The organism is Bradyrhizobium sp. ORS 285, from assembly GCF_900176205.1.
GTDB lineage: Bacteria > Pseudomonadota > Alphaproteobacteria > Rhizobiales > Xanthobacteraceae > Bradyrhizobium.
Genome location: NZ_LT859959.1, coordinates 5,681,742 through 5,706,799 on the forward strand (window position 1 = coordinate 5,681,742; position 25,058 = coordinate 5,706,799).

A 25,058-nucleotide genomic window follows, 5' to 3' on the forward strand; every position below is an offset into this window, starting at 1 on the left:
GCGCAAACGCACCGAAACTTTTCTCCCTTATGAGTTGCAGCATCAGGCGCTCGTCCAATGCGCCAATAACAATGATGACAGGCAGCTGATTTTCACCGGTGCCGATCGGACTGACGACGGCACGGCGTCAAATAATCAAACAGGGGACGTCCATGCTCACCTCAGGCAAAGTCCGTTCATCCTCCCATTTTCTGCTTGGTGCGCTGGTCGCAGGCGCCATGATGGCTGCGACTCCGACACGCGCCGCCCCGCCTGCGCCGCTTCCCTTCCCGTTCCTGCTGCCGCCGCCGGTCGCGACCTATGAGCCGCCTGCGGCCGCGCCGCAGATCATCAATCCGCGCGAGGACGAGGCAACGGCCTATGAGTTGCCGGCACGTCTGCGTCGCCAGGTCGTGAGCTACGCGACCCGCGAGGCGCCCGGGACAATCGTGATCGATACGCCTAACAAGTATCTGTACTACATCACCGGCAACGGCCAAGCGATGCGCTACGGCATCGGCGTCGGTCGCGACGGCTTCACCTGGTCGGGCGTGCAGTCGGTCACCAAGAAGGCGGAGTGGCCGGATTGGACGCCGCCGCCGGAGATGATTGCGCGTCAGCCTTATCTGCCGCGCCACATGGCCGGCGGCCCGGGCAATCCGCTCGGCGCCCGCGCGATGTATCTCGGCGGCACCGTCTATCGTATCCACGGCACCAACGCGCCCGAGACGATCGGCACCCATGTGTCATCGGGATGCATTCGCCTGACCAACCAGGACGTCATCGACCTCTATTCCCGCGTCAATGTCGGCGCCAAGGTGATCGTGCTGCCGATGGAGCGCCGCGCCGATCTCGGCCGCGTGACGCGCTGAGCCCCTCTTTTTTCTGATCCTCCCTGACTGGACCGCCGTGGCCCATAAGCCCCGGCGGTCACTTCTTTGCGTGCCCTGCCCCGTTCACCATCACGGCTGATTGATGGCTACCTGCTTCGTTCGCTGCCCTGGCGCGCCTCCGTCCGGCCCTGTAAGCTCGGCAATCTTGTATTAACCGCGTTTTCGCCCGCGCCCGGCAGCAGCCGGCACGTGGGCGGCTGGAGTCCGTGGAATCCGACATGAACCTTCCGACGCCCCGACCGGATTGGCAGGGCAAGCCTCACCCGCTCGCCCCGAGAACGCAGCCCCCGCCGCGGCGCTCGCCGCCACGGCTGCGGCTGATCCTGATCGGCGCCGCCGGCCTCGCCGCCCTCGTGCTGATCGGCATCATCGCGTGGGAGGTCTTTCTGTTCTCGGGCAGCACGCCGGCGCCGCAGCTCACTCAGCTGCCGCCGCTGCCGCCGGCCACGCGCAATTCGATCATGATGGCGCCGGTCTCGATCTCGCTCGGTGCCATCCGGGACGCCGCCGAGAAGGCGACCCCGCGCAATTTCTCCGGCAAGGCCGATAATCCCGTCAGCCAGATCCTGCAGAACGCCGATATCGGCTGGACGGTCAACCGCGGCGCTATCGCCGCGACCGGCACCCAGGATACGCTGTCGTTGGCGACACCGCTGTCGGGCCGGCTGAACGTCACGGGCTCGCTGTCGTCCAAAGCCACCGGCGCGATCGGCGACGCCCTCGGCGGCCTGCTCGGCTCCGACGCCGCCAAGCAGATCGGCGGTATCAACATCAAGAATTTGAACGCCACCGCCGACATCAAGGGCAATGTCCTGATCGCGATGCGGCCGCGGCTGGCGACCTCCTGGTATGTCGAGCCGAACTTCTCCGCCCAGGTCAATCTCGGCGACACCGCGCTCACGGTGGCCGGCGCCCGGGTCAACGTACCGGCGCAGATGAAGCCGGTGATCGACAAGACCGTGAATGATCAGCTCGCCGTGCTCAGCGACCGGCTGCGCAAGGACCCGACGATGAAGCGCAACGCGCAGGCGCAATGGGCCCGCGCCTGCCGCTCGGTGCCGCTGCAGGGCACCGCCCCCGGCCTCCCCGCCGTCTGGCTCGAGATCAAGCCGACGCGGGCGCTCGCGGCCCAGCCCGTCATCGACTCCAACATCGCCAGCATCACGATCGGCATCGAGGCGGAAACGAAGGTGACGGCGGCGGAGACCAAGCCGGTGTGTCCCTTCCCCGAAAAGCTCACGATCATTCCGCCGACGGCCGGCGGCATCAACGTCGCGGTTCCGATCGACGTGCCCTTCACTGAACTCAACAAGCTGGTCGATTCGCAACTCGCAGGGAGGACCTTCCCCGAGGACGGCTCCGGTCCCGTCGCGGTAACCGTCAAGCATGCCACCGTCGTGCCCTCCGGCAACCGCCTGCTCATTTCGCTCCAGGTCAAGGGCAAGGAGAAAGAGAGCTTCTTCGGCCTCGGCGCCGACGCGACGGTGCATATCTGGGGCCGCCCGATGATCGACCAGGCGCAGCAGATCCTGCGTCTCTCCGACCTGCAGCTCGCCGTCGAATCGGATGCCGCTTTCGGCCTGCTCGGCGCCGCCGCCCGCGCCGCCGTGCCCCATCTGCAACGCGCCTTGATGGAGCGTTCCGTGATCGACCTGAAGCCGTTCGCCGACAATGTCCGCGAGAAGATCGCCACCGCGATCGCCGAGCTGCAGAAGAACGAGAACGGCATCCGCGTCGATACCGACGTCAACAACCTGGCCCTGACCGACATCGCCTTCGACACGACGACGCTGCGCGTGATCGCCACGGCCGAGGGCACCATGACGGTGCGGGTGAATTCGCTGCCGGCGCTCTAAAGCATGATCCGGAAGAGTGCGCAGCGGTTCTCCGAAAAGATCATGCGCAAACAACAACCTAAAGCACGATGACGGTTCGTCCTGATCTCCTCGCGCTCTCGTCCGAAACCTTTCGCAACCGTCCCATGCGCCGACTTGCTTTGCAGGGCGCAGCAAGGCAGCTAGAACTCTCCCACTAACAACAACAATCTCGGGAGAAACATATGAGACCCTTGGCACAAACCGCCGCTGCAGCCATCGCGCTGGCAGCCCTCTGCGGAACCGCATCTGCCCAGACGATCTCGGACGATATCGTCAAGATCGGCGTGCTCACGGACATGTCGAGCCTTTATGCGGACGCCACCGGCAAGGGCTCGCTTGCGGCCGTGCAGATGGCGGTCGAGGATTACGGCGGCAAGGTCAAGGGCAAGAAGGTCGAGGTGGTCTCCGCCGACCACCAGAACAAGCCTGACGTCGGCGTCAACATCGCCCGCAACTGGTATGACAATGAGAAGGTCGATGCCATCTTCGACGTGCCGACCTCCTCGGTGGCGCTGCCGATCTCGGCGCTGACGCGCGAGAAGAACAAGATCCACATCAATTCCGGCGGCGGTTCGTCCGACATCACCGGCACGCAATGCTCGCCGAATACCGTGCACTGGACCTACGACACCTATGCGCTGTCGAACGTCGCCGGCAAGGCGATGGTCAAGCGCGGCGAGGACACCTGGTTCTTCATCACCGCGGACTACGCATTCGGCCAGGCGCTGGAACGCGATGCCGCCAACGTCGTCAAGGAGGCCGGCGGCAAGGTGCTCGGCGATGTCCGGCATCCCTTGAACTCGTCGGACTTCTCGTCCTTCGTGCTGCAGGCACAGGCCTCCAAGGCCAAGGTCGTGGGCCTGGCGAATGCCGGCGGCGACACCCAGAACGCGCTGAAGCAGGCTGCCGAATTCGGCCTGGCGCAGAGCGGCCAGAAGATGATCGCGCTGCTGATGGAGATCACTGACGTGCATTCGCTGGGGATCAAGTCGACATCAGGCCTGATCGTCACCGATGCATTCTACTGGGACATGAACGACGAGACCCGCGCCTTCTCGAAGCGCTTCAACGAGAAGGTCGGACACATGCCGACCATGATCCAGGCCGGCCTCTACTCCGCGACCATGCATTACCTCAAAGCCATCGAGGCGATCGGAACCGACGAGGCGCCGAAGGTGATGGAGCAGATGCGCGCGATGCCGGTGAACGACTTCTTCGCCAAGAACGGCAAGATCCGCATCGACGGCCGCATGGTCCACGACATGTACCTGTTCGAGGTCAAGAAGCCCGAGGAATCGAAGAGCGACTGGGATCTCTACAAGCTGATCGCGACCGTCCCGGGCGACGAAGCCTTCCGCCCGCTCGACAAGGGCGGCTGCCCCCTGGTCAAGTAGGAAGAGCTCCTTGTCGCCGCAGCGAGACTGCGCAATACAGTGCCCTCTCCCCTTGTGGGAGAGGGCATCGCCGGCTCATCCAATTGCTCGGTTGGGTGAGAGGTCTCTCTCAACGAGCACACACGTGGAGAGAGACCCCTCACCCAACCGAATCTGCTCCACCTTCCTACATGCCCTCTCCCACAAGGGGAGAGGGCGCAATAACAACCATTGCATGGTTCTACATTCCGCCGGGCACTCCCAGGTAGCCCGATGCAGCCGCCTCCCACCACAGCACCTCTGCCCTCCGTATCGCGCTTGACGTCCCCACATCAAAGCCGCAACACGGGGTGTAGACGGTGTCCACGCCTTGCCGGACGTTGCCGCTCAGGAAACATTCCGTAACAAAAAACTTCGCAAAAGGCCGCGATTCTAGGTCAATTGAAATCATGGCCCAGACACAACCCCACATCCTGGTCGTCGAGGACGACCGCGAGACGCGGACGCTGATCGCGAAATATCTGCGTAATAATGCCTGCAACGTGACGACCGCGACCGACGGCCGCGAGATGACCCGGATCATGGGTGATCACCGCATCGACCTGCTGATCCTCGACGTGATGCTGCCCGGCGAGGACGGCCTCACCCTTTGCCGCAAGCTGCGCGCGGAATCGCAGGTGCCGATCATCATGCTCACCGCGCGCGGCGAGGACGTCGATCGCATTCTCGGCCTCGAGATGGGCGCCGACGACTATCTCCCGAAGCCGTTCAATCCGCGCGAGCTGCTCGCCCGCATCAATGCCGTGCTGCGCCGGCAGGCGGCGGCGATGACCGCGAGCGCCACCGAAGGCGCGACCGCGCTGTGCTTCCTCGGCTGGAGGATCGATTTCCGCCTGCGCGAGCTGCGCAATCCCGAAGGGGCCCGCGTGGCCATGACCAGCGCCGAGTTCGATCTGCTGCGCACCTTCTGCGAGCGGCCGGGCCGCGTGCTGTCGCGTGACAGTCTGCTCGACCTGACGCAAGGCCGCAGCGCCGGCTCGTTCGAACGCTCGATCGACGTTCTCGTCAGCCGCATCCGCCGCAAGATCGAGCCGGATCCGCAGGAGGCCACGATGATCAAGACCGTGCGGTCCGGCGGCTACATGTTCACGCCTGTCGTCGAGGTGGTGACGGCGCCGCAGAGCCATTGATCGGCCGAATTGGGACAGGCTCGTGATGACGTCGATCGGCTTTCTCAACCTGAAGGGAATCCGCGGCCAGATCACGGCGCTGGTGGCCATCTCGATCGTGGCGCTGCACGCCATCATCACGGCGACGTTCCTGATCTATCGCGCCGAACAGCCCGAGCAGGAGAACGAGGCCGGGCCGTTCCAGCTCACGACCGCCGTCCGCATTCTCGGACGGGCTCCGACCGACGAACGGCCGCGGCTGATCGCCGATATCGCGCGTGCCTATCCGGAATTTCAGCTCGCCCCCTATGCGGGTCCAGTGCCGGCCGATGCCGGCCGCTTGCGTGAGCCGCCCGGCGCCGACGCTCGCCCCGTCCCACCGGACATCGCCGAGGGGCGGCCGCACGGTCCAGGCGGCTTTCGTGGCCTTGGCCCGGGCTTTCGCGTCTTCATGCCGCCACCGGGCTCGCCGGTGCGCCACGTCATCTTCGCGCTGCCGGACGGCGAGATGGTCTCGGCCCGGATGACCGACCGGCCGCACCGGCCGCCATTCTGGGGCGCTCCCTGGCTGACCACGATCATGTTCGCGCTGATCAGCACCACCCTGCTCGGCCTGTGGGCGGCACGCGCGCTGACATCGCCGCTGTCGAGCTTCGCCAAGGCGGCCGAGAATTTCAGCCTCGATGGCGACGCCCCCGCTCTGCCCGAGCGCGGTCCGGAGGAGATCCGCTCGCTGGCGCGCGCGCTGAACCGGATGCGCCAGCGCATCACCGCGCTGATGAACGACCGCACCAAGATGCTGGCGGCGATCAGCCATGACCTGCGCACGCCGCTGACGCGCATGCGGCTACGCTGCGAATTCGTCGACGATGAGCTGCAGCGCAGCCGCATGCTCGCCGACCTCGATCAGATGCATGCGATGCTCGGCTCGGTGCTGTCCTTCCTGCGCAACGGCCGCAAGCTGGAGCCGATGACGCTGGTGGACATTGCGAGCATCCTTCAGCTGGTCGCCGACCAGTTCGCGGATGTCGGACACAATGTCGGCTATGTCGGTCCGGCGCATGCCATGGCCACCGTCCGGCCGGACGACATGATGCGCTCGGTAACCAACCTGGTGGAGAATGCCGTCAAATACGGCACCGAGACCATCATCCGCCTGACTATCCAGGGCCAGGGGCTCGTCATCGACGTCGAGGACAATGGGCCCGGCATCAGCGATGCGCGCAAGCCCGATATGCTGGAGCCGTTCGTGCGCGGCGATGATGCCCGCAACATGGACGAAGCCACCGGCTTCGGCCTCGGCCTGTCGATCGCGAAGGCGATCGTCCAGGCTCATGGCGGCGAGTTGTCGCTGCATGACCGCAAGCCGAACGGACTGATTGCGCGCATCGAGCTGCCGCTCAGCAAGTCGCATCTTCGACCGGCGGCATGACGCGCGAACGCGCCCGGACGAATCCGGGCGCGCCGCATCCAGATAGGTATCGACTGGCCGTGAGGCCGAGGCCGATTACTCCGAGTACTTGAACTCGGGCATCGACTTCAGCTGATCCTTGGTGGCGTTGATCATCGCATGGTCGGGATACCAGCGGCTCTTCGAGGAGCTCATCGAGGACGACGACGAAGTGCCGGTGGCCGCGCCGGTCGTGGTGGTGGAGGCCGGCGGGTTGGTCGACGACGTCGTGCCCGAGGCCGGGGCGTTGGACGCGGTGTTCGACTGCACCGGCTGATCCGAGAACTTCACCTGGTCGAACGAGACGGCGACGAGGTGCTCGCCCATGCCGAGGAAGCCGCCGACGCCGATCACGACGCCCTTGACGTTGCCGCTCTTGTCGACCAGCAGGTCGTCGATCGAGCCGACATTCTCATTGTTGTTGTTGTAGACCTTCACGCCGACCAGCTTCGAGCTGCGCCAGTCACCCTGGTAGGACGCCGCGGTGGTGTCGCTCTTGATCGTGGTGCTGGTCGTGGTCGAGGTGCTCTCGGCAGCGAAAGCCGCGGTTGCGAGCAGCAGGGAACCGGCAAGGCCGGCCGCAACAGTCTTCATCACCATGTGGTGTCTCCTCTCAGTGAATGGTGACGAGAGAACTGCACCGGCCATTCCGCGTTCCGCCGGAACCACGATTTCTCATGCTGCGCGACAAGCGGTCTCAGTGCAGCGCGGCAGTGTTACTTTGTGACGGTTCGGGGTGTTGACGGGAAGGCAATCTGCTAACTGCGAGGACGGTCCGCTCCCTCTCCCCGTTCTTACGGGGAGAGGGTTGGGGTGAGGGGCAGCCGCACGGGAGGTGTTTGTAAGGCACACGCACCCCGACGCGCCCCAGTCCTGGCTAATAGCGTGGAGATCTCACCGACACCAAGTCCCGCCTGAGAAGCCGCCAGCGGCGGGCGTCTCGCCTAACAGGGTAGCGGCCGTGCCGTTGCAAGCGACATGTGATGCTACTTCATACTTGCGGTCGGTACCGGATCTATTCTGGGGCAGTCGCGTCCAGCGAGCAACCTATGCTTCTGCTTAGCAAGCACTTCCCGTGCGGTTGCCCCTCACCCCAGCCCTCTCCCCGTGAAGAACGGGGAGAGGGAGCCGACCGTCAGAGCGGCGAAGAGCTCGCGATCAACCTACGCAGCCAGCGCGCCGCCCTCGTCGACCGCTTCCGCGTAGAACGCGATCGTCTCATAGCGGTAGTCGCAGAGCCGGCAGTGCCAGAGATAGGCCGTGCGGCGGCCGTCCTTCTCGACCCAAGAGGGCAGCGCGATCGGCTCGCCGCATTGGGCGCAGGGATTGTTACGTGGCAGGTCCAGCACGCGCACGCCGGGCAATGTGCCGTCGAGCCCGCGGAAGTGAATGTCGGCTGCCTTGATGTCCGTTGCCTTCACGGCCATGACGCGCTCCCTCTCTGTTCAGGCTTCTGATGAGCCAGATTGAATCAGTCAGGCTTGCTGTCGAACTGACGAGATCGATGATAGCCGCGCGCCAACTGATTTGCACGCGCCCGGATGCCGCGCGACATCCAACCTCACGCAGTTGAGATCGGATCGGTTTGAGCCGATTGCCGCTGATATCGAGCGTCTGCGCCGCCGCGTGCCCTGTGCCCGCGTTGCGCGCTCGTGAAGGCTGGCGATGCCGTCGGCAAGGAAGCTTCGGCAGCAATCAATGGGGAGAGAGCAGCCCCTTCAGATCCCATCATCCGGGACCGACCGGAGCATTCTGCCCGATTTTCGCCACATTATCGCCCGGCGTTCGTACCAATTACGGTGTGCAAAGTGTCAACGCGTGTTTGGGGGGCTGCTCGGCACGCGCACGGTTCCCGGGGGATCCTGACACATGAAACGTCTCGTGCTGACGGCCTGCCTGGCAGGCTTTGCGATGGCTGGCCACCTGCCGTCCGCTCTGGCGGCCGAAGATGCAAACGCTGCGTCGGACAGCGCCAAGTCGGACGGCACCAAGTCGCGGTCCGGCAAGGTCAAGCTGGCCCACGTCCGCGCCGACAGCATCAAGGAGCTGGCCGCGCGCGGCGCCGTCACCAGGACCGCGCGCGAGGTCGAGGCGATCGAGGCCGTCAGCAGCGCCGATACCGGCCAGCCGATGGATGCCAATGCCGCCGCGCCGGCCGACGACGCAATGCCGGCCGACGCCCCCGCCGCCGAGCCGCGCGAGGGCGACCGCAAGGCCGCCGATGCCAAGCCCAAGCACATGAACACCGGCCATCCGCATATCGATGCGTTGGTCGCCGTGCACGCCGCCGCCAACAACATTCCGGAAGCGCTGATCCACCGCGTGATCGTGCGCGAGAGCAAGTATCAGCCGGACCTGGTCGGCCGTTGCGGCTGCATCGGCCTCATGCAGATCAAGCTCGGCACCGCCCGCGGCCTCGGCTACAGCGGCGATGCGGCCGGCCTGCACGATCCCAACACCAATCTCACCTATGGCGTGCGCTACCTCGCCGGCGCCTACCGCGCCGCCCGCGGCGATCACGACCGCGCGGTGGCCTATTTCGCCAAGGGTTATTACGAGGAGGCCAAGCGGCAGCGCGTCGCGGATGCCCGTCCGGCCGGCCGGCCGGACCGCGTGAGCGCCCCGCTCGACATCACGCCGAAGATCGCCACCTCGCGCCACGCCCGCGCGCATTGAGGCGGGTTGGTTCCTAAAGCCGTCCCACTGTCTTTCCGTGACACTCCGTTGACACCGGGGCGTATCGGTCTATTTTAAGCGCGTTCCGAGGGGAGCTCCGAGGGGGAGCTGAGATACCGCAGCGTGAATGCGGTGACCCTTTGAACCTGATCCGGGTCATGCCGGCGAAGGGACAGGGATGCAGCAGACAACGACCCGCGGGGATCGTCCCGTATCCATCATCGGCGCCGGTATTGCGGGCGCCTGGCAGGCCTTACTGTTCGCGCGCGCCGGCCATGACGTGACGCTGCATGAGCGCAGCGACGCCGCGCTGATGCTCTCCACCAGCCATTGGGCCGGCGGCATGCTGGCGCCCTATTGCGAGAGCGAGATCTCCGAGCCCGTCATCAGCCGCCTCGGCCTCGCTTCGCTCGATATCTGGCGCCGGGAGATGCCGGAGACGCCGTTTAACGGCTCGCTGGTCATCGCGCATGCCCGCGACCGCGCCGATTACGACCGCTTCGCGCGCCGCACCTCCGGCTATCAGCGTCTCGATGCGGCAGCTCTCGCGGAGCTGGAGCCGTCGCTGGAGGGGCGCTTCCGCGAGGGCCTGTTCTACCCGACCGAGGGCCATGTCGAGCCGCGCCGCGTGCTGCCGAAGCTGCACCAGCGCATCGTCGAGGCCGGCGGCCGCGTGCTGTTCAACAGCAACGTCAAGGCGGATGATCTCGACGGGCTCGTGATCGACTGCCGCGGCCTGGAGGCGCGCGATGCCGAGCCCGAGCTGCGCGGCGTCAAGGGCGAGATGATCCTGATCGAGACATCCGAGGTGCAGCTCGCGCGTCCGGTGCGGCTGATGCATCCACGCTTCCCGCTCTATCTCATTCCGCGCGAGGACAATCTGTTCATGCTCGGCGCCACCTCGCTGGAAGCCGAGGACACCGGCGTCAGCTTGCGCTCGGCGCTGGAGCTGCTGGGCGCCGCCTACTCGGTACATCCGGCGTTTGGCGAAGCACGCATCCTCGAATTCGGCTCCGGCCTGCGGCCGGCCTATCCCGACAATCTGCCGCGCATCACGGTCAAAAGCGAGCGCGAGATCCGCGTCAACGGCCTCTATCGCCACGGCTTCCTGATCGCACCCAGCCTGGCGCAGGCGACGCTCAACTACGTCGCGCATGGCCAGATCGACAACGAGGTGATGCGATGCGCGTGACGGTCAATGGCGAAGCGCGCGACATCAGCGCGACCGACGTGGCCGCGCTGCTGTCGGAACTCGACTACGAAGGCACCCATTTCGCGATCGCGCTGAACTACGACGTCGTGCCGAAGAGCCGCTGGGCCGAGACGGCACTGAAGGCTGGCGACGAGATCGAGATCATCACGCCGCGGCAGGGAGGGTGATGGCGATGGAGCGCTCGCTCGCGCCTTACACTCCGCTGTCATCCCGGCGAACGCCGGGACCCGTAGCCACCGTCGGCCGTGATAGCGCTCGATCTCTCCTCGCGTGCCCCAAGCCACACCACGCGGTATGGGTCCCGGCGTTCGCCGGGACGACAGCTGTATTCGCGGCGACCACCGTCCGACATGACGGAGACAATCGATGCTGAAATTCTACGACAAGACCGTCACCTCCCGCCTCCTGATCGGCACCGCGCTGTATCCCTCGCCTGCGATCATGCAGGACGCGATCCGCGCCTCCGGGGCCGAAATCGTGACGGTGTCACTGCGGCGCGAGGCCGCCGGCGGCAAGACCGGCGATGCGTTCTGGAAGCTGATCAACGCGCTCAATGTCACGGTGTTGCCGAACACCGCTGGCTGCCGCAGCGTGCGCGAGGCCGTGACGACCGCCAAGCTCGCGCGCGAATTGTTCGGCACGTCCTGGATCAAGCTCGAAGTGATCGGCGACAACGACACGCTGCAGCCTGACGTCGTCGGCTTGGTCGAGGCCGCGACCATCCTGATCAAGGATGGCTTCGAGGTCTTCCCCTACTGCACCGAGGATCTGACCATCGCCACGCGCCTGGTCGATGCCGGCTGCAAGGTGGTGATGCCCTGGGCCGCGCCGATCGGCAGCGCCAAAGGCATCATCAATCGCGACGCCTTGAAGCTGCTGCGTGATCGCCTGCCCGACATCACCCTCGTCGTCGATGCCGGCCTGGGCGCGCCGTCGCATGCGGCCGAAGCGCTGGAGCTCGGCTACGACGCCGTGCTGCTCAACACCGCGATCGCCAAGGCCGCCGATCCGGTCGCGATGGCGCGCGCCTTCAGGCTCGGCGTCGAGTCCGGCCGCACCGCCTACGAGGCCGGGCTGATGGACGCCCGCGATTTCGCCTCGCCCTCCACCCCTGTCGTTGGGACCCCGTTCTGGCATGCCGTATCCTGATCGCTTCTATCCCGTCGTCGACAGCCTCGCCTGGGTCGAGCGCCTGACCAGGCTCGGCGTCGGCACCGTGCAGTTGCGCGCGAAAAATCTCGACGACGGCCAGGCGCTGCAGATCGTCACCGACGCGCTTGCCATCACCAAGGGCACGGCGACCAAGCTGATCGTCAACGACTACTGGCGCGCGGCCATCGTCGCCGGCGCCGAGCATGTCCATCTCGGCCAGGAGGATCTTGCGGAAGCTGACGTGAAGGCGATCAAGGACGCCGGCCTGACGCTCGGCCTCTCCACGCATGACGACGCCGAGCTGGAAACCGCACTGGCCGCCGAGCCGGACTACGTCGCGCTCGGCCCGATCTTTCCAACCACCCTGAAGGCGATGCGCTTCGCGCCGCAGGGCATCCCGAAGATCAGCGTCTGGAAGCAGCGCATAGGCCAAATTCCGCTGGTCGCCATCGGCGGCATCAAGCTGGAGCAGGCCGCCGAGATCTTCGCCGCCGGCGCGGATTCGATCGCCGTCGTTAGTGACGTCACGCAGAATGCCGATCCCGACGCGCGTGTTCGCGCGTGGCTCGATGCGGCGAAGGAGCCGGCGTAATGCGCGCAGCTTCTGCGAATGCGTCTGACAGCGATTGGGTCCAACCGCAGCCCCGATCTCCGTCGTTCCCTCCCCCCTTGTGGGTCGCGACGAGCTGCGCTCGCGCTGAGAGGGCCAGGGAGGGGGGTAACTCCGGGGTCGGTGGGTGTGGCTCACCCCTTTCCCCAACCCTCCCCCACAAGGGGGGAGGGAGCCTGAACAATCTGCGCCCCTCACGGCACCAAATCTTCTCGGCTGATCATCAGCAACGAGCTAATGCGAGCCGCAACTCTCTCCACCGTCATTGCGAGCGAAGCGAAGCAATCCAGGGCCACACGCGTGCCGCCCTGGATTGCTTCGTCGCTGTCGCTCCTCGCAATGACGTCCCTCATTCACTCCGACAATAAATCGACCAGGAGGATCCCATGAACATCCGCTCCAATCCCGACACCACCCTGCCCGCCGTCACCACCGGACCGCTGCCGTCCTCGCGCAAGATCTACGCTGTGCCTGACACCGCGCCCGATTTGCGCGTGCCGCTGCGCGAGATCATCCTGTCGGAGGCGGCCAGTGAGCCGAACCTGCCGGTCTACGACACCTCCGGTCCCTACACCGATCCCTCCGTGACGATCGACGTCAACGCCGGCCTCCCTCGCAACCGCACCGCCTGGGTCAAGGAGCGCGGCGGTGTCGAGGAGTATGTCGGCCGCGACATCAAGCCGGAGGACAACGGCAATGTCGGCGCCGACAAGGCGGCGAAGGCGTTCACCGCGCACCACAAGCCGCTGCGCGGCCTCGACGGCCACAAGATCACCCAGCTCGAATTCGCCCGCGCCGGCATCGTCACCAAGGAGATGATCTACGTCGCCGAGCGCGAGAATCTCGGCCGCAAGCAGCAGCTCGAACGCGCCGAGGCCGCGCTCGCCGATGGCGAGAGCTTTGGCGCCGCCGTCCCCGCCTTCATCACACCGGAGTTCGTGCGCGACGAGATCGCGCGCGGCCGCGCCATCATCCCCTGCAACATCAACCACGCCGAACTCGAGCCGATGATCATCGGCCGCAACTTCCTCACCAAGATCAACGCCAATATCGGCAACTCGGCGGTGACGTCGTCGGTGGAAGAGGAAGTTGACAAGATGGTGTGGGCGATCCGCTGGGGCGCCGACACCGTGATGGACCTCTCCACCGGCCGCAACATCCACACGACGCGGGAATGGATTTTGCGCAACTCGCCGGTGCCGATCGGTACCGTGCCGATCTACCAGGCGCTGGAGAAGTGCAACGGCGATCCGGTCGCGCTGACCTGGGAGCTCTACAAGGACACCTTGATCGAGCAGTGCGAGCAGGGCGTCGACTACTTCACCATCCATGCCGGCGTGCGGCTGCAATACATCCACCTCACCGCGTCGCGCGTCACCGGCATCGTCTCGCGCGGCGGCTCGATCATGGCCAAGTGGTGCCTCGCGCATCACAAGGAGAGCTTCCTCTACACGCATTTCGACGAGATCTGCGACATCATGCGCAAGTATGACGTGTCGTTCTCCCTCGGCGACGGCCTGCGCCCCGGCTCGATCGCGGACGCCAACGACCGCGCTCAGTTCGCCGAGTTGGAAACGCTTGGCGAGCTCACCAAGATCGCCTGGGACAAGGGCTGCCAGGTCATGATCGAGGGCCCCGGCCACGTGCCGATGCACAAGATCAAGATCAACATGGACAAGCAGCTCAAGGAATGCGGTGAGGCGCCGTTCTATACGCTCGGGCCGCTGACCACCGACATCGCGCCGGGCTATGACCACATCACCTCCGGCATCGGTGCGGCCATGATCGGCTGGTTCGGCTGCGCCATGCTGTGCTACGTGACGCCGAAGGAGCATCTCGGCCTGCCCGATCGCAACGACGTCAAGACCGGCGTCATCACCTACAAGATCGCCGCCCACGCCGCCGACCTCGCCAAGGGCCACCCGGCCGCCCAACTGCGTGACGACGCCCTGTCGCGCGCCCGCTTCGAGTTCCGCTGGACCGACCAGTTCAACCTCGGCCTCGACCCGGACACCGCCAAGAGCTTCCACGACGAGACCCTGCCGAAGGAAGCCCACAAGGTCGCGCATTTCTGCTCGATGTGCGGTCCGAAGTTCTGCTCGATGAAGATCACCCAGGACGTCCGCGACTACGCCGCAACGCTCAATGATCCGGCGACGGTCGGCATGACCATGTCAGGCACCATCGAGGACGGCATGGCCCAGATGAGCGCCAAGTTCAAGGAAATGGGCGGGAGTGTGTATCTGGACGCGGAGAAGGTGAAGGAGAGCAACAAGGCGTTGTCCTGACGCCTTGCCCTGCTCTCTCCACCGTCATGGCCGGGCGCAGACCCGGCCATCCATCAAGCCGGGCGAAAGCCCGGCTTTTTGTTTAGTAGTTCGGCAAAAAGCTACAGAACTTCGCTTTGATAGCAGAGCCCTGCCCAATCGAGGGACGTCAACAAAGGAGATCCACATGCCCATCCACCACATCCCCGCCCCACCCCACATCAAAGCCCCACCACTCTCATTCGGCACCCGCGTCGGCGATCTCCTCTTCATCTCTGGCATTCCCGGCTTCGATGCCGACGGCAACCTGCCCGATGAGTTCGAGGCGCAGTTCGCCAATGTCGTGACCAACTTCACGCGCGTGCTGACCGAGGGCGGCGCTGGCATCAGCGATCTCGTCAAGGTCAACGTGCTGCTGACGCGCGCGGCCGATGTGGCTGTCATGAACCGGCTCTATGCCGCGGCGTTCGGGCCGGCGCCCTTTCCGGCGCGGACGACGTGCGTGGTGGTGGCGTTGCCGGATCCGAAGATGCTGATTGAGATCGAGGGGGTTGCTGCGGTGGTGACCAAGGCGTAGCGGTTTGGCGAGGCGGCAAGGGCGCTCTAGCTACTTGCGCGGGTGCGCGTGAACGTGCCCTCTCCCCTTGTGGGAGAGGGCATGTAGGGAGGTGCGGCGGGCTCGGTTGGGTGAGGGGTATGCTTCCGCGAGTCGAGCTCTCGGAGAGAGACCCCTCACGCAACCGAGGGCGTTGAGAGGCTGTACATGCCCTCTCCCACAAGGGGAGAGGGCGCTGTATCGCGCAGCGTCGTGCTCGGCGACAGCACCCATGAGGAAACGGTGAAGACGGCGGGCTGCCGCCGGCGCCCGATGCTGCACGCATTAAAGGCCGATCAGCATCGAACGGAGCTCAGATCACCAAGACCCGTCCACACCCACCCACTCCCTCCGCAACCCAGCGTGGTCCCGCCGCGCGCGCCACTATTTCTCCTCTTGCGCCACATTTAATTTTTAAATATTATAAAATGATCCGAAACATTATATCCGAAAATCTCCCGATTAATGTTTTATATCTGGCCGATCCATGCCCTGCCCGGCCTCCTGCGCGATGCCGCATTGGCGCTGCGCGACGGCATCCACGACGCGGTGCGGGCGCAGGTCTATCCGCTCGGCTATGTGCCCTCGCATGACGGCATGCGCGGGCTGATGACGTTGGGCGTGGTGACGGCGCATGTGTCGCATACGCTTGTGCCGGGGGCGGTGCTCTATATCGACCTGTTCTTCGTCGCCAGCGCCTATTACATCACCGGTCTCTTGCTGCGGGACCTCGACAAGCACGGCCACATCCGCTTCCGCGAGTTCTATGCGCGGCGCTTCGCACGGATCGTGCCGCCGCTGCTGCTGATGCTCGCCGCCTATCTGTTGTTCACCTGGCTGCTGCGGCCGCCGTTCGGGCCTGCGCTGGAGCGCGCGGCGATCGCGCTCTGCTACGTCGCCAACTACTGGTACGTGTTCGATCCCAAGACGATCGAGGACATCGGTCACACCTGGACCTTGTCGACCGAGGAGCAGTTCTACCTGCTGTGGCCGCTGACCTTCGCGCTGCTGGTGAAGCGCTTCGGCGTGAGCTGGCGGCTGGTCGGGGCGATCTGCGCCATCGCCGCGGCGATCTGGGCCTGGCGAGTGGCGCTGGTGCTGGATGGCGCGGAGTGGCGGCGGCTCTACACCGCGTTCGACACCCGCGCCGATGCGCTGATGGCGGGCTGCGCGATGGCGGTCGTGCTGCGGCTGGTGCCACACGGCGCTTCCCCTAGGCTCGACCGGCTCTGGCCGAAGCTGGCCTGGCCGCTGCTGCTCTACTGGGGCACGGTCACCTTCCTGTTCTGGCCGGCGGACGGGCCGAGCATGAACTACTATTTGTTCGGCAGCATGGTGTGCGGCGTGCTGCCCGGCATCCTCGTGCTGACCATGCTGGCGCGCAGCAGTGGCACCATTCTCCACCGCGTCTTCGAGTGGCCGGTCGCGATCCTGCTCGGCCGGATCTTCTACGGCATCTATCTCTGGCATCTGCCGATCCTGAACTTCCTCGACAGCTACGGCGTCTGGTGGCCGCTGCGGCTCGCGATCGGCCTGCCGCTGTCGATCATCGCCGCGACCCTGTCCTACGCGCTGCTGGAGCGGCACTTCCTGCGCCGGCGCTCGCCGGCCGTGCCGCCGCAAGCCGCGCAGCCGAACAGCCACGCCGCGCAGGTCCCGATGCCCGCGTCGCGGTTCAGGCCCGAGCCGGCCGCCAAGCCGGACCTCGGCTTCGCCTCGCGCCAGGCGGCGCCGCTCGATGCCGTCAACGGGCCTGCACGTCAGCGCTCCATGATCGGCCGCTGAGCGATCGACCCGCGGGCTGACCGCACCCATCGCGACACCCCCGATCGTCGATCGACACGATCTCCATTGCGCCGCTCGTCGCGCGGATTTGACGCATGATGCGGCCATCACTGCCTTCAAAACGAACGACGCCGCCGCGACAAGGCGCCCGCTGGCTGGGGCCTGTTTGTTGCCGGAGTTTTCCTGATGTCTCGTTTCACCACAATCGGTCTTGCGGGCGCCTGCGCTATCGCTGCGCTCGTCGCCGCCGCCCCGGCGCAGGCCGGCTATTACATCCTGCGCTGGGAGAACACCGGCATCTGCCAGGTCTGGAGCGAGGCGCTCACCTTCAGGCCGCTGCAATGGCCCTCGCGCTACCAGGTGATCAGCCGCCCCGTCCCGACCTTCAACGACGCCGTCACCCTGCAGGTCAGGCTGCGCCGCCAGGGCCGCTGCACGCTATGACCGCCGAGGGGCACTGCGCCGCGTCGGCGCGTGCGAGACACTCTCTGAACTCACTGACATCGTTGTGAACGACCGACGTCAGCGCCTTGCCTTGCGGGCGCTTTTGTCGCACCACTCCGGCCCGGCACCCGCGCGTCCATCGCGCGCGCCGCCGCAGGTGATTTGGTTGGTTCGTTTCAGGAGATTGACGATGCGCCGCTTGACCTCTCTCGCCGCTGCCGCCGCGCTTGCGGCCACTTCGATCGCTGCACCCGCCTTCGCCGCACCGGCGGCCAAGACATCTGCGCTGAAGAGCGGCTACTACGTGATCCGCTGGGACAACACCGGCATCTGCCAGATCTGGAACACCGATCTGCAGTCCAAGCCGGTGGAATGGCCGTCGACCTACAAGGTCGTCTCCAAGCCGGTGCCGACCTTCGTCGAAGCCACCAACATCCAGCTCAAACTGCGCGACGAGCGCCGCTGCTTCCTGTAAGTCGCACGCGCTCGGGACAGCCCACGCCGAAGACGATCAGGCCTCGTGGTTCGAGACGCGCCGCAAGCGGCGCTCCTCACCATGAGGTCTTGGCACCCAAGGCGGTCCTGCACATCAACCATGAGCACGCAAGAGGCGTGTTCATGGAGAGGGTCAAGCGCTGTGGGCGACGCGGCACGTCGCCCGTGAGCCGGTCGTTATGAAGAGTGGGACGAACATCGGCGCGCCGATGTCGGTACACTCCCTCTCCCCGTTCTTTACGGGGAGAGGGTTGGGGTGAGGGGCAGCCACGACCACCGACCGTGCGGACAGCCCCCCTCACCCGGATTGCATCTTCGATGCCATCCGGCCTCTCCCCGCACGCGGGGCGAGGCTGGAAGCAAGTGCTCGGGCGTGCGTCTCGAAGGACGGCGACAGACGGCGCGCGGCCCCGGCGATCATTCCCCTGGGATCGCGCTCTCGACGACGGAGCTCGCCTGCATCGGCACGAAGCCGGGCAGCGCGGCGATCCGGGCCAGCCACGCGATGACGTTGGGACAAGGTGCGAGCGACACGCCGCCTTCCGGCGCGTGCGCGGTGTAGCTGTACAGCGCGATGTCGGCGATCGTCGGCGTTTCGCCGGCGAGGAACGGCCGGGTGCCGAGCTCGCGCTCCATCACCGTGAACAGATTGTTGGCGATCTGGTGCGCCTTGGCCATGTCGAGCGGGCCGCCGAACAGGGTCGCGATCCGCGCCGCTGCAGGGCCGAAGGCCAGCGGACCGGCCGCCGCCGACAGCCAGCGCTGCACCTGCGCCTGGCCTACGGGATCGCGCGGCCACCAGCGGCCGGAGCTGTCATAGCGGCCGGCGAGATAGACCAGGATCGCATTGGAGTCGGGGATCACGGTGTCGCCGTCGACCAGCACCGGCACCTGGCCGAACGGATTGAGCGCGAGGAAATTTGGCTGCTTGTGCGCGCCGCCCTTGAGGTCGACGTCGACGAGCTCGCACGGCAGGCCGAGCAGGCTCAGCATCAGCCGCGCGCGGTGCGCGTGGCCCGACAAGGCGAAATGATAGAGGCGGCGTTGCGACATCGGGTGCTCCCATGGCTGTACCGCATGGTCTATGCCGAGGCCACCCGATCAACAACGCCGCCCGGCATCAATGGCTTGTTGCTGTCATTGCAATAATGCGACAAGCGCGCCATGGACCGCCTGCCCGATCAGCTCCAGCCCGGCCTGCATCTCGTCTTCGTCGGCACCGCCGCCAGCGAGCGCTCGGCCGCGACCGGGCACTATTACGCGCATCCCGGCAACCGCTTCTGGCGCACGCTGCACGAGGTCGGCCTGACGCCGCGGCTGTATCTGCCGGCGGAGTTTCCTGCGCTGCTGTCGCTCGGCATCGGCTTCACCGACCTGTGCAAGCTCGGCGCGGGGATGGATCATGTCGCGCTGAAAGCAGGTGTCGACGTCGCGAGTTTCGTTAAGAAGATCCGGCAGCACCGGCCAGCGACGGTGGCCTTCACCAGCAAGAAGGCCGCGAGCCTGTTCTACGGCCGGCCGACTAGCACGATCGCACTCGGACGACAGCCCGAGCAGAATGATTTTCCGATCACGTTTGTGCTGGCGTCGCCCTCCGGCGCGGCATCGGGCGCGTGGACGTTGCAGCCGTGGCGTGAGCTCGCAGAGCATGTGGGGAGGAAGGCCTGATACGCGGTGCTCATGACGATCGGTAGGGTGGGCAAAGCAGCCGCCCGCAGGGCGGTCGCGTGCCCACCATGCATCCCCGCACTCAGAAGCAAGATGGTGGGCACGGCGCGCGATACAGCGCGGCAAGCCACGCGCACGCGGGCGCGCCTTTGCCCACCCTACGGTCCTGACGCTCGCAACTGATGAGTAGCCAGCATCATGATCATGACGAAAGGCGATGATCTGAATATGATGCGAGCAATGCCAGTTATTGCGCCCTCTCCCCTTGCGGGAGAGGGCATGTATGACAGAGCAGCAAACTCGCTTGGGTGAGGGGTATGCCTCGACAAGCACAACTCACGGAAAGATACCCCTCACCCTAGCGAGTAAGTTGATAGGCCGGCGATGCCCTCTCCCGCCCTGGCGAAGCTTTGCTTCGCCTTGGGGGAGAGGGCGCTGTATCGGACAGCGCGATGCGCGGCGGCAGTTGCTCTCGCATATCATGCAACGTCGAATGCGGACCGGGCCCAACTATCAACATCGGCCGGCCCGCCCCACCCGACGGGCACTCCCCGCATATCCCCCATGCGCCAACTGCCCGTCGTGTTGGTTTGTCGCGGCTCTCACCCCTTGCCATGTCGGGCAAATCAGCACGATGCTCTCGCTCAACCCGCCTCATGCAGAGGGACGTACGCGTCGTCACGATACGTGGAGGTGGGCCGCGGTGGACGTGATCGCTGCGCTGGACGAGCGCAAAGCGGTTGCGTACGGCGAAGTCGTGATGTCCTGATACCCCGAAGCTGGTATCACGCGCGCGGGTGCGAATTGCCTCCCGTGCGTCATGGTGGCCAAAACGCCGGCGCACCAGGGAGACCACGTATAAGCCGTCAGACCATCCGCGCAGGGAAGGCCGGGATGTCCCAGCCGAGCCTGTGGTTCTGCCGCGTGCTTTTCTTGTTGCACGCGGACCATGGGAGCGGCGAGCTCCCGGTCTTCCCTGCCCCTCTCGGGATTTCGATGGGGCCAAGCTGACGCATCCCTCGCGCACGATCTGCGGCGAGAACGTGGGGTCGTGCCTGCGTGAGGCCGGCGCCGACCTCCTCCTCCGTGTCGTCCGGACAAGCGCGCCGCGCGCGCCGATCCGGGACCCATAACCCCAGGGAGACGTTCGTGGCACAGATCGTTGACCTGCCCCTCCGAGCCACATCCGCGGCGTATGTGTCCCGGCTCGAGGTCGGGACGATACCGCTGTTAGTTAGGAAACACCGATCATCGATGAGCCAACTACCTGATCGTGATCGCCAGGCCCGACAGATCGACATTGGCCAGCAGCCCGATCTGCTCGCCCGAAAGCTCGAGCACGGCACCCTTCTGGTTGGTCAGCACGATGCCGCGCACGCCGCGGCCGACGGCGAGACCGGCGCCGGCGGCGCCGTAGACGCCCTCGACATCCGACGGACGCCAGATGTTGCTGACGCGGCCGCGCAGCACGGTGCGCGAGCCGCCGAACACGAGACCCCAATCGAGACCGCCGGTCGACAGCGGATAGGCGCGGCCATGGAAGTTCAGCACGCCGCTGCCGCCGGAGCCGCCGATGATCCATCCGGCCTTGTAGATGGTCAGCGTGATGAAGCCGCCATCCGCGCGCGCGGCGCCGGGCAGGACGGCGAAGGCTGCGGCCGTCAGCGCCACCGCGAGACCACGGACGAAGGATGCAATTCTCATGGATGAAGTCTCCAGCGAAGTGAACTTGAGGTAATTCGATGGCCACGTGTGACGATCGCGGCCCATCAAGCGAATCGATCCGGCCGAATTTAGCCCTTCGCGCGGCAGCGCGCATGCCGCGCCGCGACTGTGTTCGAAATGCCGCCCTCGCCGGACAGCGCCCATCGCCAGCCAGCGTCCCTCCCGGTCGCGCCCGCCTCGCGCCGCGGAGTGCGTGGCAAAAGGACGGCGAGGCCGGCGAAATGGGCCGAGACCCCAGCGAAACCAAGGCCATTTCGGGGTATTCGGCGCTCCCAAGGCGGCCGGAGGCGGATGTTAAGGCGCCGTTAACCTTGTCCGACCACGGTGATTTACGGGCTGGATGTTCAGTTGGTCTCGATGTTTTCGCGTCGTTTTCGGTTTCGGCGCGGGCGTTGATCGGGAGGAGTTATGTCACAAGAGTTGTCAGCCGATGCCGCAAGTCCCTCACTCGTACCCCTTGTCATGCCGCCGTCGCCATCTGCGGCGGAGGTCCTGCCGCTGTTGATCGGCACGCCGCTGTCCGAGATCGAGCGCGAGCTCATCGTTCAGACATTGGTCCGCTGCAACGGCAATCGCACCCACGCTGCACGGCTGCTCGGCATGCCCGTGCGCACCTTGCGGAACAAGATCCGCAGCTACACGGCCGACGGCATCGCGGTGCCGGCCTATTCGGCCTGAGACGACGGCGGCCGCGCGGTCTTCCATCGCGTGGAACTCATCAGGATGCGACGCCGATTGATGTTGATCAGTCGGCCTCGCAGCCCGCCTGCAATTGCTGCGATCATCACGGCTCTGTTAGGCTTTGCCGCGAATCAGGGATGTGGTGTGGAGTTGCGGTAGTGGCAAAGAACCCGGCCGGACGCGGCCTGCAGGGCCCGGTGGGTCCACGTGGCCCGCAGGGGCAGCCCGGACGGCGCGGGCCGGATGGCCAGCGCGGCAAGCCCGGTCCCGACGGCAAGGCGGGTCCGCAAGGCAAGCCAGGTCCACAAGGCAAGCCCGGTCCGCAGGGGCCGCGCGGTGAGCAAGGCCCGCCCGGCAAGCCGGGCCCCGAGGGACCGCAGGGCCCGCGTGGCGAACAGGGACCGCCCGGCACGCTGCCGACCATCGATCAGCTGATGCCCTGGCTGGAGCAGATCTTCGCCGCCTATGACGACTACAAGCGCAACCGGGATCGCGAGGCGCATGAGCGTGACGCGCAGCTAATCGCGGTGCGCGACATCTTCGCCGCCACCGAGCATGACGAGGCGCTCGAAGAGGCCTTCGAGGACGACGATCCGCACGAGATCGACATCCCCAGGAAGAAGAAAAAGAAGAAGCACAAGAAAAAGAAGAAGCACGGCAAGCACGCCGCCGAAGACCGTGGCGAAGACCACGGCGACGACGACGGGTTTTGAGCGCCTGCGCGCTGCGGAGCCGCGGCGGCCTCAGCGCTTGCCGAACCTGATCGCCGAGCGCTCGCGCGCCTTGGCCGCCTCGATCTCGCGGTCGCGCGGCGGCGCCTGGGTGTGCAGCGAAGTCAGCAGCCGGCGCGCGGCGTCGGCGACCTCCTCGACCGCATGTGCGAAGGCGGCCTCGTTGGCCTGTGACGGCGTGTTGAAGCCGGAGAGCTTGCGCACGAACTGCAGCGCGGAGGCCTGAATCTCGGCCTCGGTCGCCGGTGGCTCGAAATTGAACAGCGTCTTGATGTTGCGGCACATGACGGGATCAATCCGGTGCTGAACCAAGTCGGGGATCGTGCTATCATGCTCCCGACGCGGCCGCAAAGAGCCGCGCTCTTGTAGGGGGGATCCGATGCTTCGACCGTTTGCCGCCGTCTTCGCCGCCGTCGTTATTCTTTGCACTGGCCATGGCGCACCCGCCGCAGCCGCCGACTACCCCGCCCCCAAGCAGGGCGATGTGATCCTCAAGGACTTCAAGTTTCACACCGGCGAGACGCTGCCCGAGCTGAAGCTGCACTACACCACGGTCGGCGAGCCGACCGGACAGCCCGTGCTCGTGCTGCACGGCACCGGCGGCTCCGGCGCCAGCATGCTGGTGCCGACCTTCGCCGGCGAATTGTTCGGCAAGGACCAGCCGCTCGACGCGACCAAGTACTACATCATCATCCCCGACAGCATCGGGCACGGCAAATCCTCAAAACCGTCCGACGGGCTGAAGACGAAGTTTCCGGCTTACGACTATGCCGACATGGTCGATGCGCAGCACCGGCTGCTGACCGAGGGGCTCGGCATCAAGCATGTCAGGCTGATCATCGGCAATTCGATGGGCGGCATGCACAGCTGGGTCTGGGCGACGCGCTATCCGGAATTCATGGACATCGCCGTGCCGATGGCCTCGCAGCCGACCGAGATGGCCGCCCGCAACTGGATGCTGCGCCGGATCATGCTGGAGACCATCCGCAACGACCCCGACTACAATGGCGGCAACTACACGTCTCAGCCGCGGATGATGAAATATGCCGTCACCGCCTATGGCACGGCGACCGCCGGCGGCACCCTCGCCTATCAGCTCGCGGCCCCGACGGCCGCCAAGGCCGACAAGATGGTCGAGGAGCGGCTCGCCCAATCGGTCCCGACCGATGCGAACGACTTCATCTATCAGTGGGAGTCCTCCCATGACTACAATCCCTCCGCCGACCTCGAGAAGATCAAGGCCACGGTGATGCTGATCAACTCGGCCGATGACGAGCGCAATCCGCCGGAGACGGGCATCACCACTGACGCGATGAAGCGCCTCGCGAACGGAAAGGTGCTGCTGATCCCGGCCTCCGCCGAGACGCGCGGCCACCTGACCACGGGCAATGCGAAATTCTATGTCGAGCCGCTGCGCGAGCTGCTCGCCACGGCGCCGCAGCGGGGGATGTAGTCCGGGATGGAGCGTAGCATCCGCGCAATGATCCTGGCCGCTCTGACGCTAGGCTCGCTGGCCTGCGCGCGCCTCGCGCTGGCGGTCGACAACGGCCAGTTCGACAACGTTGCGCCCGACGTGCGTGCCTGGTTCAAGAGCGTGATCGCCCCCAACGGCGTGCCCTGCTGCGACATCTCCGACGGCCACCGCACCACCTACGACGTGCGCGACGGCACCTATTGGGTGCCGATCGAGGGCCGCTGGATGGCGGTGCCGGAGCGCGCCATCATCCGCGACCGCGGCAACCCGATCGGCGAGGCCGTGGTCTGGTATGTCCATCATCGCGGCGACATCGTCATCAGCTGTTTCGTTCCCGCCGATGCCGTCTGACCCGTACGCGAGCTCGCCCCCCGCCCCACAAGACGACCGGACGCGCATGATCATGCGCTGGGTGATGGCGGCGTTCTACATGGCGGCCGGCATCGCGCATCTCGCGATCCCCGAGCCGTTCCTGCGCATCACGCCCTCGATCGTTCCGTTTGCTCCTGAGGTCATCATGATCACCGGGCTGTGCGAGATCGCCGGCGCAGTGGCGCTGGTCACGAGGCCGATGCGACGCTGGGCCGGGATCGGGCTCGCCGCGTATGCCATTTGCGTCTGGCCCGCGAATTTCAAGCATGCGCTGGATGGCATCGACCTGCCTGTTCTCGGCAGCAGCTGGCTCTATCATGGTCCGCGCCTGGCCTTTCAGCCGGTGCTGGTGTGGTGGGCGCTGTACAGCGCAGCAGTGATCGATTGGCCTTGGCGTCACAAGGCCGAGCAGCGATAGGATGCGAACAG

Annotated in this window: 26 protein-coding genes and 1 riboswitch; of the genes, 21 read left to right on the forward strand and 5 right to left on the reverse strand. The window is 65.8% G+C overall.

What is annotated here, in order from left to right:
- The first annotated feature begins 152 nt into the window (after window positions 1-152).
- The 5 genes from BRAD285_RS25485 (at window position 153) to BRAD285_RS25505 (ending at window position 6,723) form a co-directional block, all read left to right on the forward strand.
- Window positions 153-851 (forward strand): L,D-transpeptidase, encoded by a 699-nt coding sequence (locus BRAD285_RS25485; protein ID WP_006612247.1) that lies wholly within the window; start codon window positions 153-155, stop codon window positions 849-851.
- 239 nt (window positions 852-1,090) lie between these two features.
- Window positions 1,091-2,728, forward strand: coding sequence for a DUF4403 family protein (locus tag BRAD285_RS25490; protein WP_006612248.1), 1,638 nt, complete (start codon window positions 1,091-1,093; stop codon window positions 2,726-2,728).
- A gap of 203 nt (window positions 2,729-2,931) precedes the next feature.
- Window positions 2,932-4,143, forward strand: a complete 1,212-nt coding sequence (locus BRAD285_RS25495) for an ABC transporter substrate-binding protein (RefSeq protein ID WP_006612249.1) — start codon at window positions 2,932-2,934, stop codon at window positions 4,141-4,143.
- A gap of 428 nt (window positions 4,144-4,571) precedes the next feature.
- Window positions 4,572-5,312: a response regulator gene (locus BRAD285_RS25500; protein ID WP_006612250.1), complete on the forward strand. Its 741-nt coding sequence runs from the start codon at window positions 4,572-4,574 to the stop codon at window positions 5,310-5,312.
- A gap of 25 nt (window positions 5,313-5,337) precedes the next feature.
- Window positions 5,338-6,723: an ATP-binding protein gene (locus tag BRAD285_RS25505; RefSeq protein ID WP_006612251.1), complete on the forward strand. Its 1,386-nt coding sequence runs from the start codon at window positions 5,338-5,340 to the stop codon at window positions 6,721-6,723.
- A 75-nt stretch (window positions 6,724-6,798) separates the two neighbouring features.
- Here the strand turns inward: BRAD285_RS25505 and BRAD285_RS25510 are convergent, their stop codons facing one another.
- Both BRAD285_RS25510 and BRAD285_RS25515 read right to left on the reverse strand, forming a co-directional pair.
- Window positions 6,799-7,341, reverse strand: a complete 543-nt coding sequence (locus BRAD285_RS25510) for a PRC-barrel domain-containing protein (protein WP_006612252.1) — start codon at window positions 7,339-7,341, stop codon at window positions 6,799-6,801.
- A 563-nt stretch (window positions 7,342-7,904) separates the two neighbouring features.
- Window positions 7,905-8,168 (reverse strand): hypothetical protein, encoded by a 264-nt coding sequence (locus BRAD285_RS25515; RefSeq protein WP_006615386.1) that lies wholly within the window; start codon window positions 8,166-8,168, stop codon window positions 7,905-7,907.
- Between the two features lie 442 nt (window positions 8,169-8,610).
- Between BRAD285_RS25515 and BRAD285_RS35880 the strand changes: the two genes are divergently transcribed.
- The 10 genes from BRAD285_RS35880 (at window position 8,611) to BRAD285_RS25565 (ending at window position 17,958) form a co-directional block, all read left to right on the forward strand.
- The gene (locus tag BRAD285_RS35880) at window positions 8,611-9,417 is read left to right on the forward strand and encodes a lytic transglycosylase domain-containing protein (protein WP_006615387.1); all 807 of its coding nucleotides are present in this window, start codon (window positions 8,611-8,613) and stop codon (window positions 9,415-9,417) included.
- 78 nt (window positions 9,418-9,495) lie between these two features.
- Window positions 9,496-9,608: riboswitch (TPP riboswitch) on the forward strand.
- Entirely contained in the window at window positions 9,596-10,609 is a 1,014-nt protein-coding gene (locus BRAD285_RS25525; RefSeq protein ID WP_006615388.1) for an FAD-dependent oxidoreductase, read from the forward strand. Its footprint overlaps the riboswitch before it by 13 nt.
- Window positions 10,600-10,797 carry a sulfur carrier protein ThiS gene (gene thiS, locus BRAD285_RS25530; protein ID WP_006615389.1) on the forward strand — a complete coding sequence of 66 codons (198 nt, stop codon included), beginning with the start codon at window positions 10,600-10,602 and terminating at the stop codon, window positions 10,795-10,797. Before BRAD285_RS25525 ends, thiS begins: the two co-directional genes overlap by 10 nt.
- 199 nt (window positions 10,798-10,996) lie before the next feature.
- Window positions 10,997-11,779 carry a thiazole synthase gene (locus BRAD285_RS25535; protein WP_006615390.1) on the forward strand — a complete coding sequence of 261 codons (783 nt, stop codon included), beginning with the start codon at window positions 10,997-10,999 and terminating at the stop codon, window positions 11,777-11,779.
- On the forward strand, window positions 11,766-12,374 hold the full coding sequence (locus BRAD285_RS25540; RefSeq protein WP_006615391.1) for a thiamine phosphate synthase: 609 nt from the start codon (window positions 11,766-11,768) through the stop codon (window positions 12,372-12,374). Before BRAD285_RS25535 ends, BRAD285_RS25540 begins: the two co-directional genes overlap by 14 nt.
- A gap of 404 nt (window positions 12,375-12,778) precedes the next feature.
- The gene (gene thiC / locus BRAD285_RS25545) at window positions 12,779-14,680 is read left to right on the forward strand and encodes a phosphomethylpyrimidine synthase ThiC (protein WP_006615392.1); all 1,902 of its coding nucleotides are present in this window, start codon (window positions 12,779-12,781) and stop codon (window positions 14,678-14,680) included.
- Between the two features lie 166 nt (window positions 14,681-14,846).
- Window positions 14,847-15,236: a RidA family protein gene (locus tag BRAD285_RS25550; protein WP_006615393.1), complete on the forward strand. Its 390-nt coding sequence runs from the start codon at window positions 14,847-14,849 to the stop codon at window positions 15,234-15,236.
- 483 nt (window positions 15,237-15,719) lie between these two features.
- A complete protein-coding gene (locus tag BRAD285_RS25555) occupies window positions 15,720-17,039 on the forward strand; it encodes an acyltransferase (protein WP_006615394.1) in 1,320 nt (439 codons plus the stop codon).
- Between the two features lie 186 nt (window positions 17,040-17,225).
- Entirely contained in the window at window positions 17,226-17,483 is a 258-nt protein-coding gene (locus tag BRAD285_RS25560; protein WP_006615395.1) for a hypothetical protein, read from the forward strand.
- 190 nt (window positions 17,484-17,673) lie between these two features.
- Window positions 17,674-17,958 carry a hypothetical protein gene (locus tag BRAD285_RS25565; protein WP_006615396.1) on the forward strand — a complete coding sequence of 95 codons (285 nt, stop codon included), beginning with the start codon at window positions 17,674-17,676 and terminating at the stop codon, window positions 17,956-17,958.
- Window positions 17,959-18,395: 437 nt separating this feature from the next.
- On the opposite strand, the gene BRAD285_RS25570 is transcribed toward BRAD285_RS25565, so the two are convergent.
- Window positions 18,396-19,031: a glutathione S-transferase family protein gene (locus BRAD285_RS25570; RefSeq protein ID WP_006615599.1), complete on the reverse strand. Its 636-nt coding sequence runs from the start codon at window positions 19,029-19,031 to the stop codon at window positions 18,396-18,398.
- Between the two features lie 111 nt (window positions 19,032-19,142).
- On the opposite strand from BRAD285_RS25570, the gene BRAD285_RS25575 reads away from it, so the two are divergent.
- Complete coding sequence (locus tag BRAD285_RS25575) at window positions 19,143-19,646, forward strand: mismatch-specific DNA-glycosylase (protein ID WP_006615598.1); 504 nt, start codon at window positions 19,143-19,145, stop codon at window positions 19,644-19,646.
- 1,263 nt (window positions 19,647-20,909) lie between these two features.
- Here BRAD285_RS25575 and BRAD285_RS25580 read toward each other — a convergent pair.
- Window positions 20,910-21,350: a hypothetical protein gene (locus tag BRAD285_RS25580; protein ID WP_006615597.1), complete on the reverse strand. Its 441-nt coding sequence runs from the start codon at window positions 21,348-21,350 to the stop codon at window positions 20,910-20,912.
- A gap of 429 nt (window positions 21,351-21,779) precedes the next feature.
- Between BRAD285_RS25580 and BRAD285_RS25585 the strand changes: the two genes are divergently transcribed.
- A complete protein-coding gene (locus tag BRAD285_RS25585) occupies window positions 21,780-22,049 on the forward strand; it encodes a helix-turn-helix domain-containing protein (RefSeq protein WP_006615596.1) in 270 nt (89 codons plus the stop codon).
- A gap of 161 nt (window positions 22,050-22,210) precedes the next feature.
- On the forward strand, window positions 22,211-22,765 hold the full coding sequence (locus tag BRAD285_RS25590; RefSeq protein ID WP_006615595.1) for a collagen-like protein: 555 nt from the start codon (window positions 22,211-22,213) through the stop codon (window positions 22,763-22,765).
- 30 nt (window positions 22,766-22,795) lie between these two features.
- On the opposite strand, the gene BRAD285_RS25595 is transcribed toward BRAD285_RS25590, so the two are convergent.
- Complete coding sequence (locus BRAD285_RS25595) at window positions 22,796-23,068, reverse strand: DUF2277 domain-containing protein (RefSeq protein WP_006615594.1); 273 nt, start codon at window positions 23,066-23,068, stop codon at window positions 22,796-22,798.
- 94 nt (window positions 23,069-23,162) lie between these two features.
- Here BRAD285_RS25595 and BRAD285_RS25600 point away from each other — a divergent pair, with 94 nt between their 5' ends.
- The 3 genes from BRAD285_RS25600 to BRAD285_RS25610 are packed head-to-tail and all read left to right on the forward strand — an operon-like array spanning window position 23,163 to window position 25,047.
- Window positions 23,163-24,236 carry an alpha/beta fold hydrolase gene (locus tag BRAD285_RS25600; RefSeq protein WP_006615593.1) on the forward strand — a complete coding sequence of 358 codons (1,074 nt, stop codon included), beginning with the start codon at window positions 23,163-23,165 and terminating at the stop codon, window positions 24,234-24,236.
- 27 nt (window positions 24,237-24,263) lie between these two features.
- Entirely contained in the window at window positions 24,264-24,608 is a 345-nt protein-coding gene (locus tag BRAD285_RS25605; RefSeq protein WP_244422408.1) for a hypothetical protein, read from the forward strand.
- Between the two features lie 46 nt (window positions 24,609-24,654).
- Window positions 24,655-25,047, forward strand: coding sequence for a DoxX family protein (locus tag BRAD285_RS25610; RefSeq protein ID WP_006615591.1), 393 nt, complete (start codon window positions 24,655-24,657; stop codon window positions 25,045-25,047).
- Window positions 25,048-25,058: the final 11 nt, after the last annotated feature.

Bases quoted from the DNA above. Each gene is read 5' to 3' on its own strand.
- BRAD285_RS25485 (WP_006612247.1), top strand. From the start codon at position 153: ATGCTCACCTCAGGCAAAGTCCGTTCATCCTCCCATTTTCTGCTTGGT.
- BRAD285_RS25490 (WP_006612248.1), top strand. From the start codon at position 1,091: ATGAACCTTCCGACGCCCCGACCGGATTGGCAGGGCAAGCCTCACCCG.
- BRAD285_RS25495 (WP_006612249.1), top strand. From the start codon at position 2,932: ATGAGACCCTTGGCACAAACCGCCGCTGCAGCCATCGCGCTGGCAGCC.
- BRAD285_RS25500 (WP_006612250.1), top strand. From the start codon at position 4,572: ATGGCCCAGACACAACCCCACATCCTGGTCGTCGAGGACGACCGCGAG.
- BRAD285_RS25505 (WP_006612251.1), top strand. From the start codon at position 5,338: ATGACGTCGATCGGCTTTCTCAACCTGAAGGGAATCCGCGGCCAGATC.
- BRAD285_RS25510 (WP_006612252.1), bottom strand. From the start codon at position 7,341: ATGGTGATGAAGACTGTTGCGGCCGGCCTTGCCGGTTCCCTGCTGCTC.
- BRAD285_RS25515 (WP_006615386.1), bottom strand. From the start codon at position 8,168: ATGGCCGTGAAGGCAACGGACATCAAGGCAGCCGACATTCACTTCCGC.
- BRAD285_RS35880 (WP_006615387.1), top strand. From the start codon at position 8,611: ATGAAACGTCTCGTGCTGACGGCCTGCCTGGCAGGCTTTGCGATGGCT.
- BRAD285_RS25525 (WP_006615388.1), top strand. From the start codon at position 9,596: ATGCAGCAGACAACGACCCGCGGGGATCGTCCCGTATCCATCATCGGC.
- thiS (WP_006615389.1), top strand. From the start codon at position 10,600: ATGCGCGTGACGGTCAATGGCGAAGCGCGCGACATCAGCGCGACCGAC.
- BRAD285_RS25535 (WP_006615390.1), top strand. From the start codon at position 10,997: ATGCTGAAATTCTACGACAAGACCGTCACCTCCCGCCTCCTGATCGGC.
- BRAD285_RS25540 (WP_006615391.1), top strand. From the start codon at position 11,766: ATGCCGTATCCTGATCGCTTCTATCCCGTCGTCGACAGCCTCGCCTGG.
- thiC (WP_006615392.1), top strand. From the start codon at position 12,779: ATGAACATCCGCTCCAATCCCGACACCACCCTGCCCGCCGTCACCACC.
- BRAD285_RS25550 (WP_006615393.1), top strand. From the start codon at position 14,847: ATGCCCATCCACCACATCCCCGCCCCACCCCACATCAAAGCCCCACCA.
- BRAD285_RS25555 (WP_006615394.1), top strand. From the start codon at position 15,720: ATGTTTTATATCTGGCCGATCCATGCCCTGCCCGGCCTCCTGCGCGAT.
- BRAD285_RS25560 (WP_006615395.1), top strand. From the start codon at position 17,226: ATGTCTCGTTTCACCACAATCGGTCTTGCGGGCGCCTGCGCTATCGCT.
- BRAD285_RS25565 (WP_006615396.1), top strand. From the start codon at position 17,674: ATGCGCCGCTTGACCTCTCTCGCCGCTGCCGCCGCGCTTGCGGCCACT.
- BRAD285_RS25570 (WP_006615599.1), bottom strand. From the start codon at position 19,031: ATGTCGCAACGCCGCCTCTATCATTTCGCCTTGTCGGGCCACGCGCAC.
- BRAD285_RS25575 (WP_006615598.1), top strand. From the start codon at position 19,143: ATGGACCGCCTGCCCGATCAGCTCCAGCCCGGCCTGCATCTCGTCTTC.
- BRAD285_RS25580 (WP_006615597.1), bottom strand. From the start codon at position 21,350: ATGAGAATTGCATCCTTCGTCCGTGGTCTCGCGGTGGCGCTGACGGCC.
- BRAD285_RS25585 (WP_006615596.1), top strand. From the start codon at position 21,780: ATGTCACAAGAGTTGTCAGCCGATGCCGCAAGTCCCTCACTCGTACCC.
- BRAD285_RS25595 (WP_006615594.1), bottom strand. From the start codon at position 23,068: ATGTGCCGCAACATCAAGACGCTGTTCAATTTCGAGCCACCGGCGACC.
- BRAD285_RS25600 (WP_006615593.1), top strand. From the start codon at position 23,163: ATGCTTCGACCGTTTGCCGCCGTCTTCGCCGCCGTCGTTATTCTTTGC.
- BRAD285_RS25605 (WP_244422408.1), top strand. From the start codon at position 24,264: ATGATCCTGGCCGCTCTGACGCTAGGCTCGCTGGCCTGCGCGCGCCTC.
- BRAD285_RS25610 (WP_006615591.1), top strand. From the start codon at position 24,655: ATGATCATGCGCTGGGTGATGGCGGCGTTCTACATGGCGGCCGGCATC.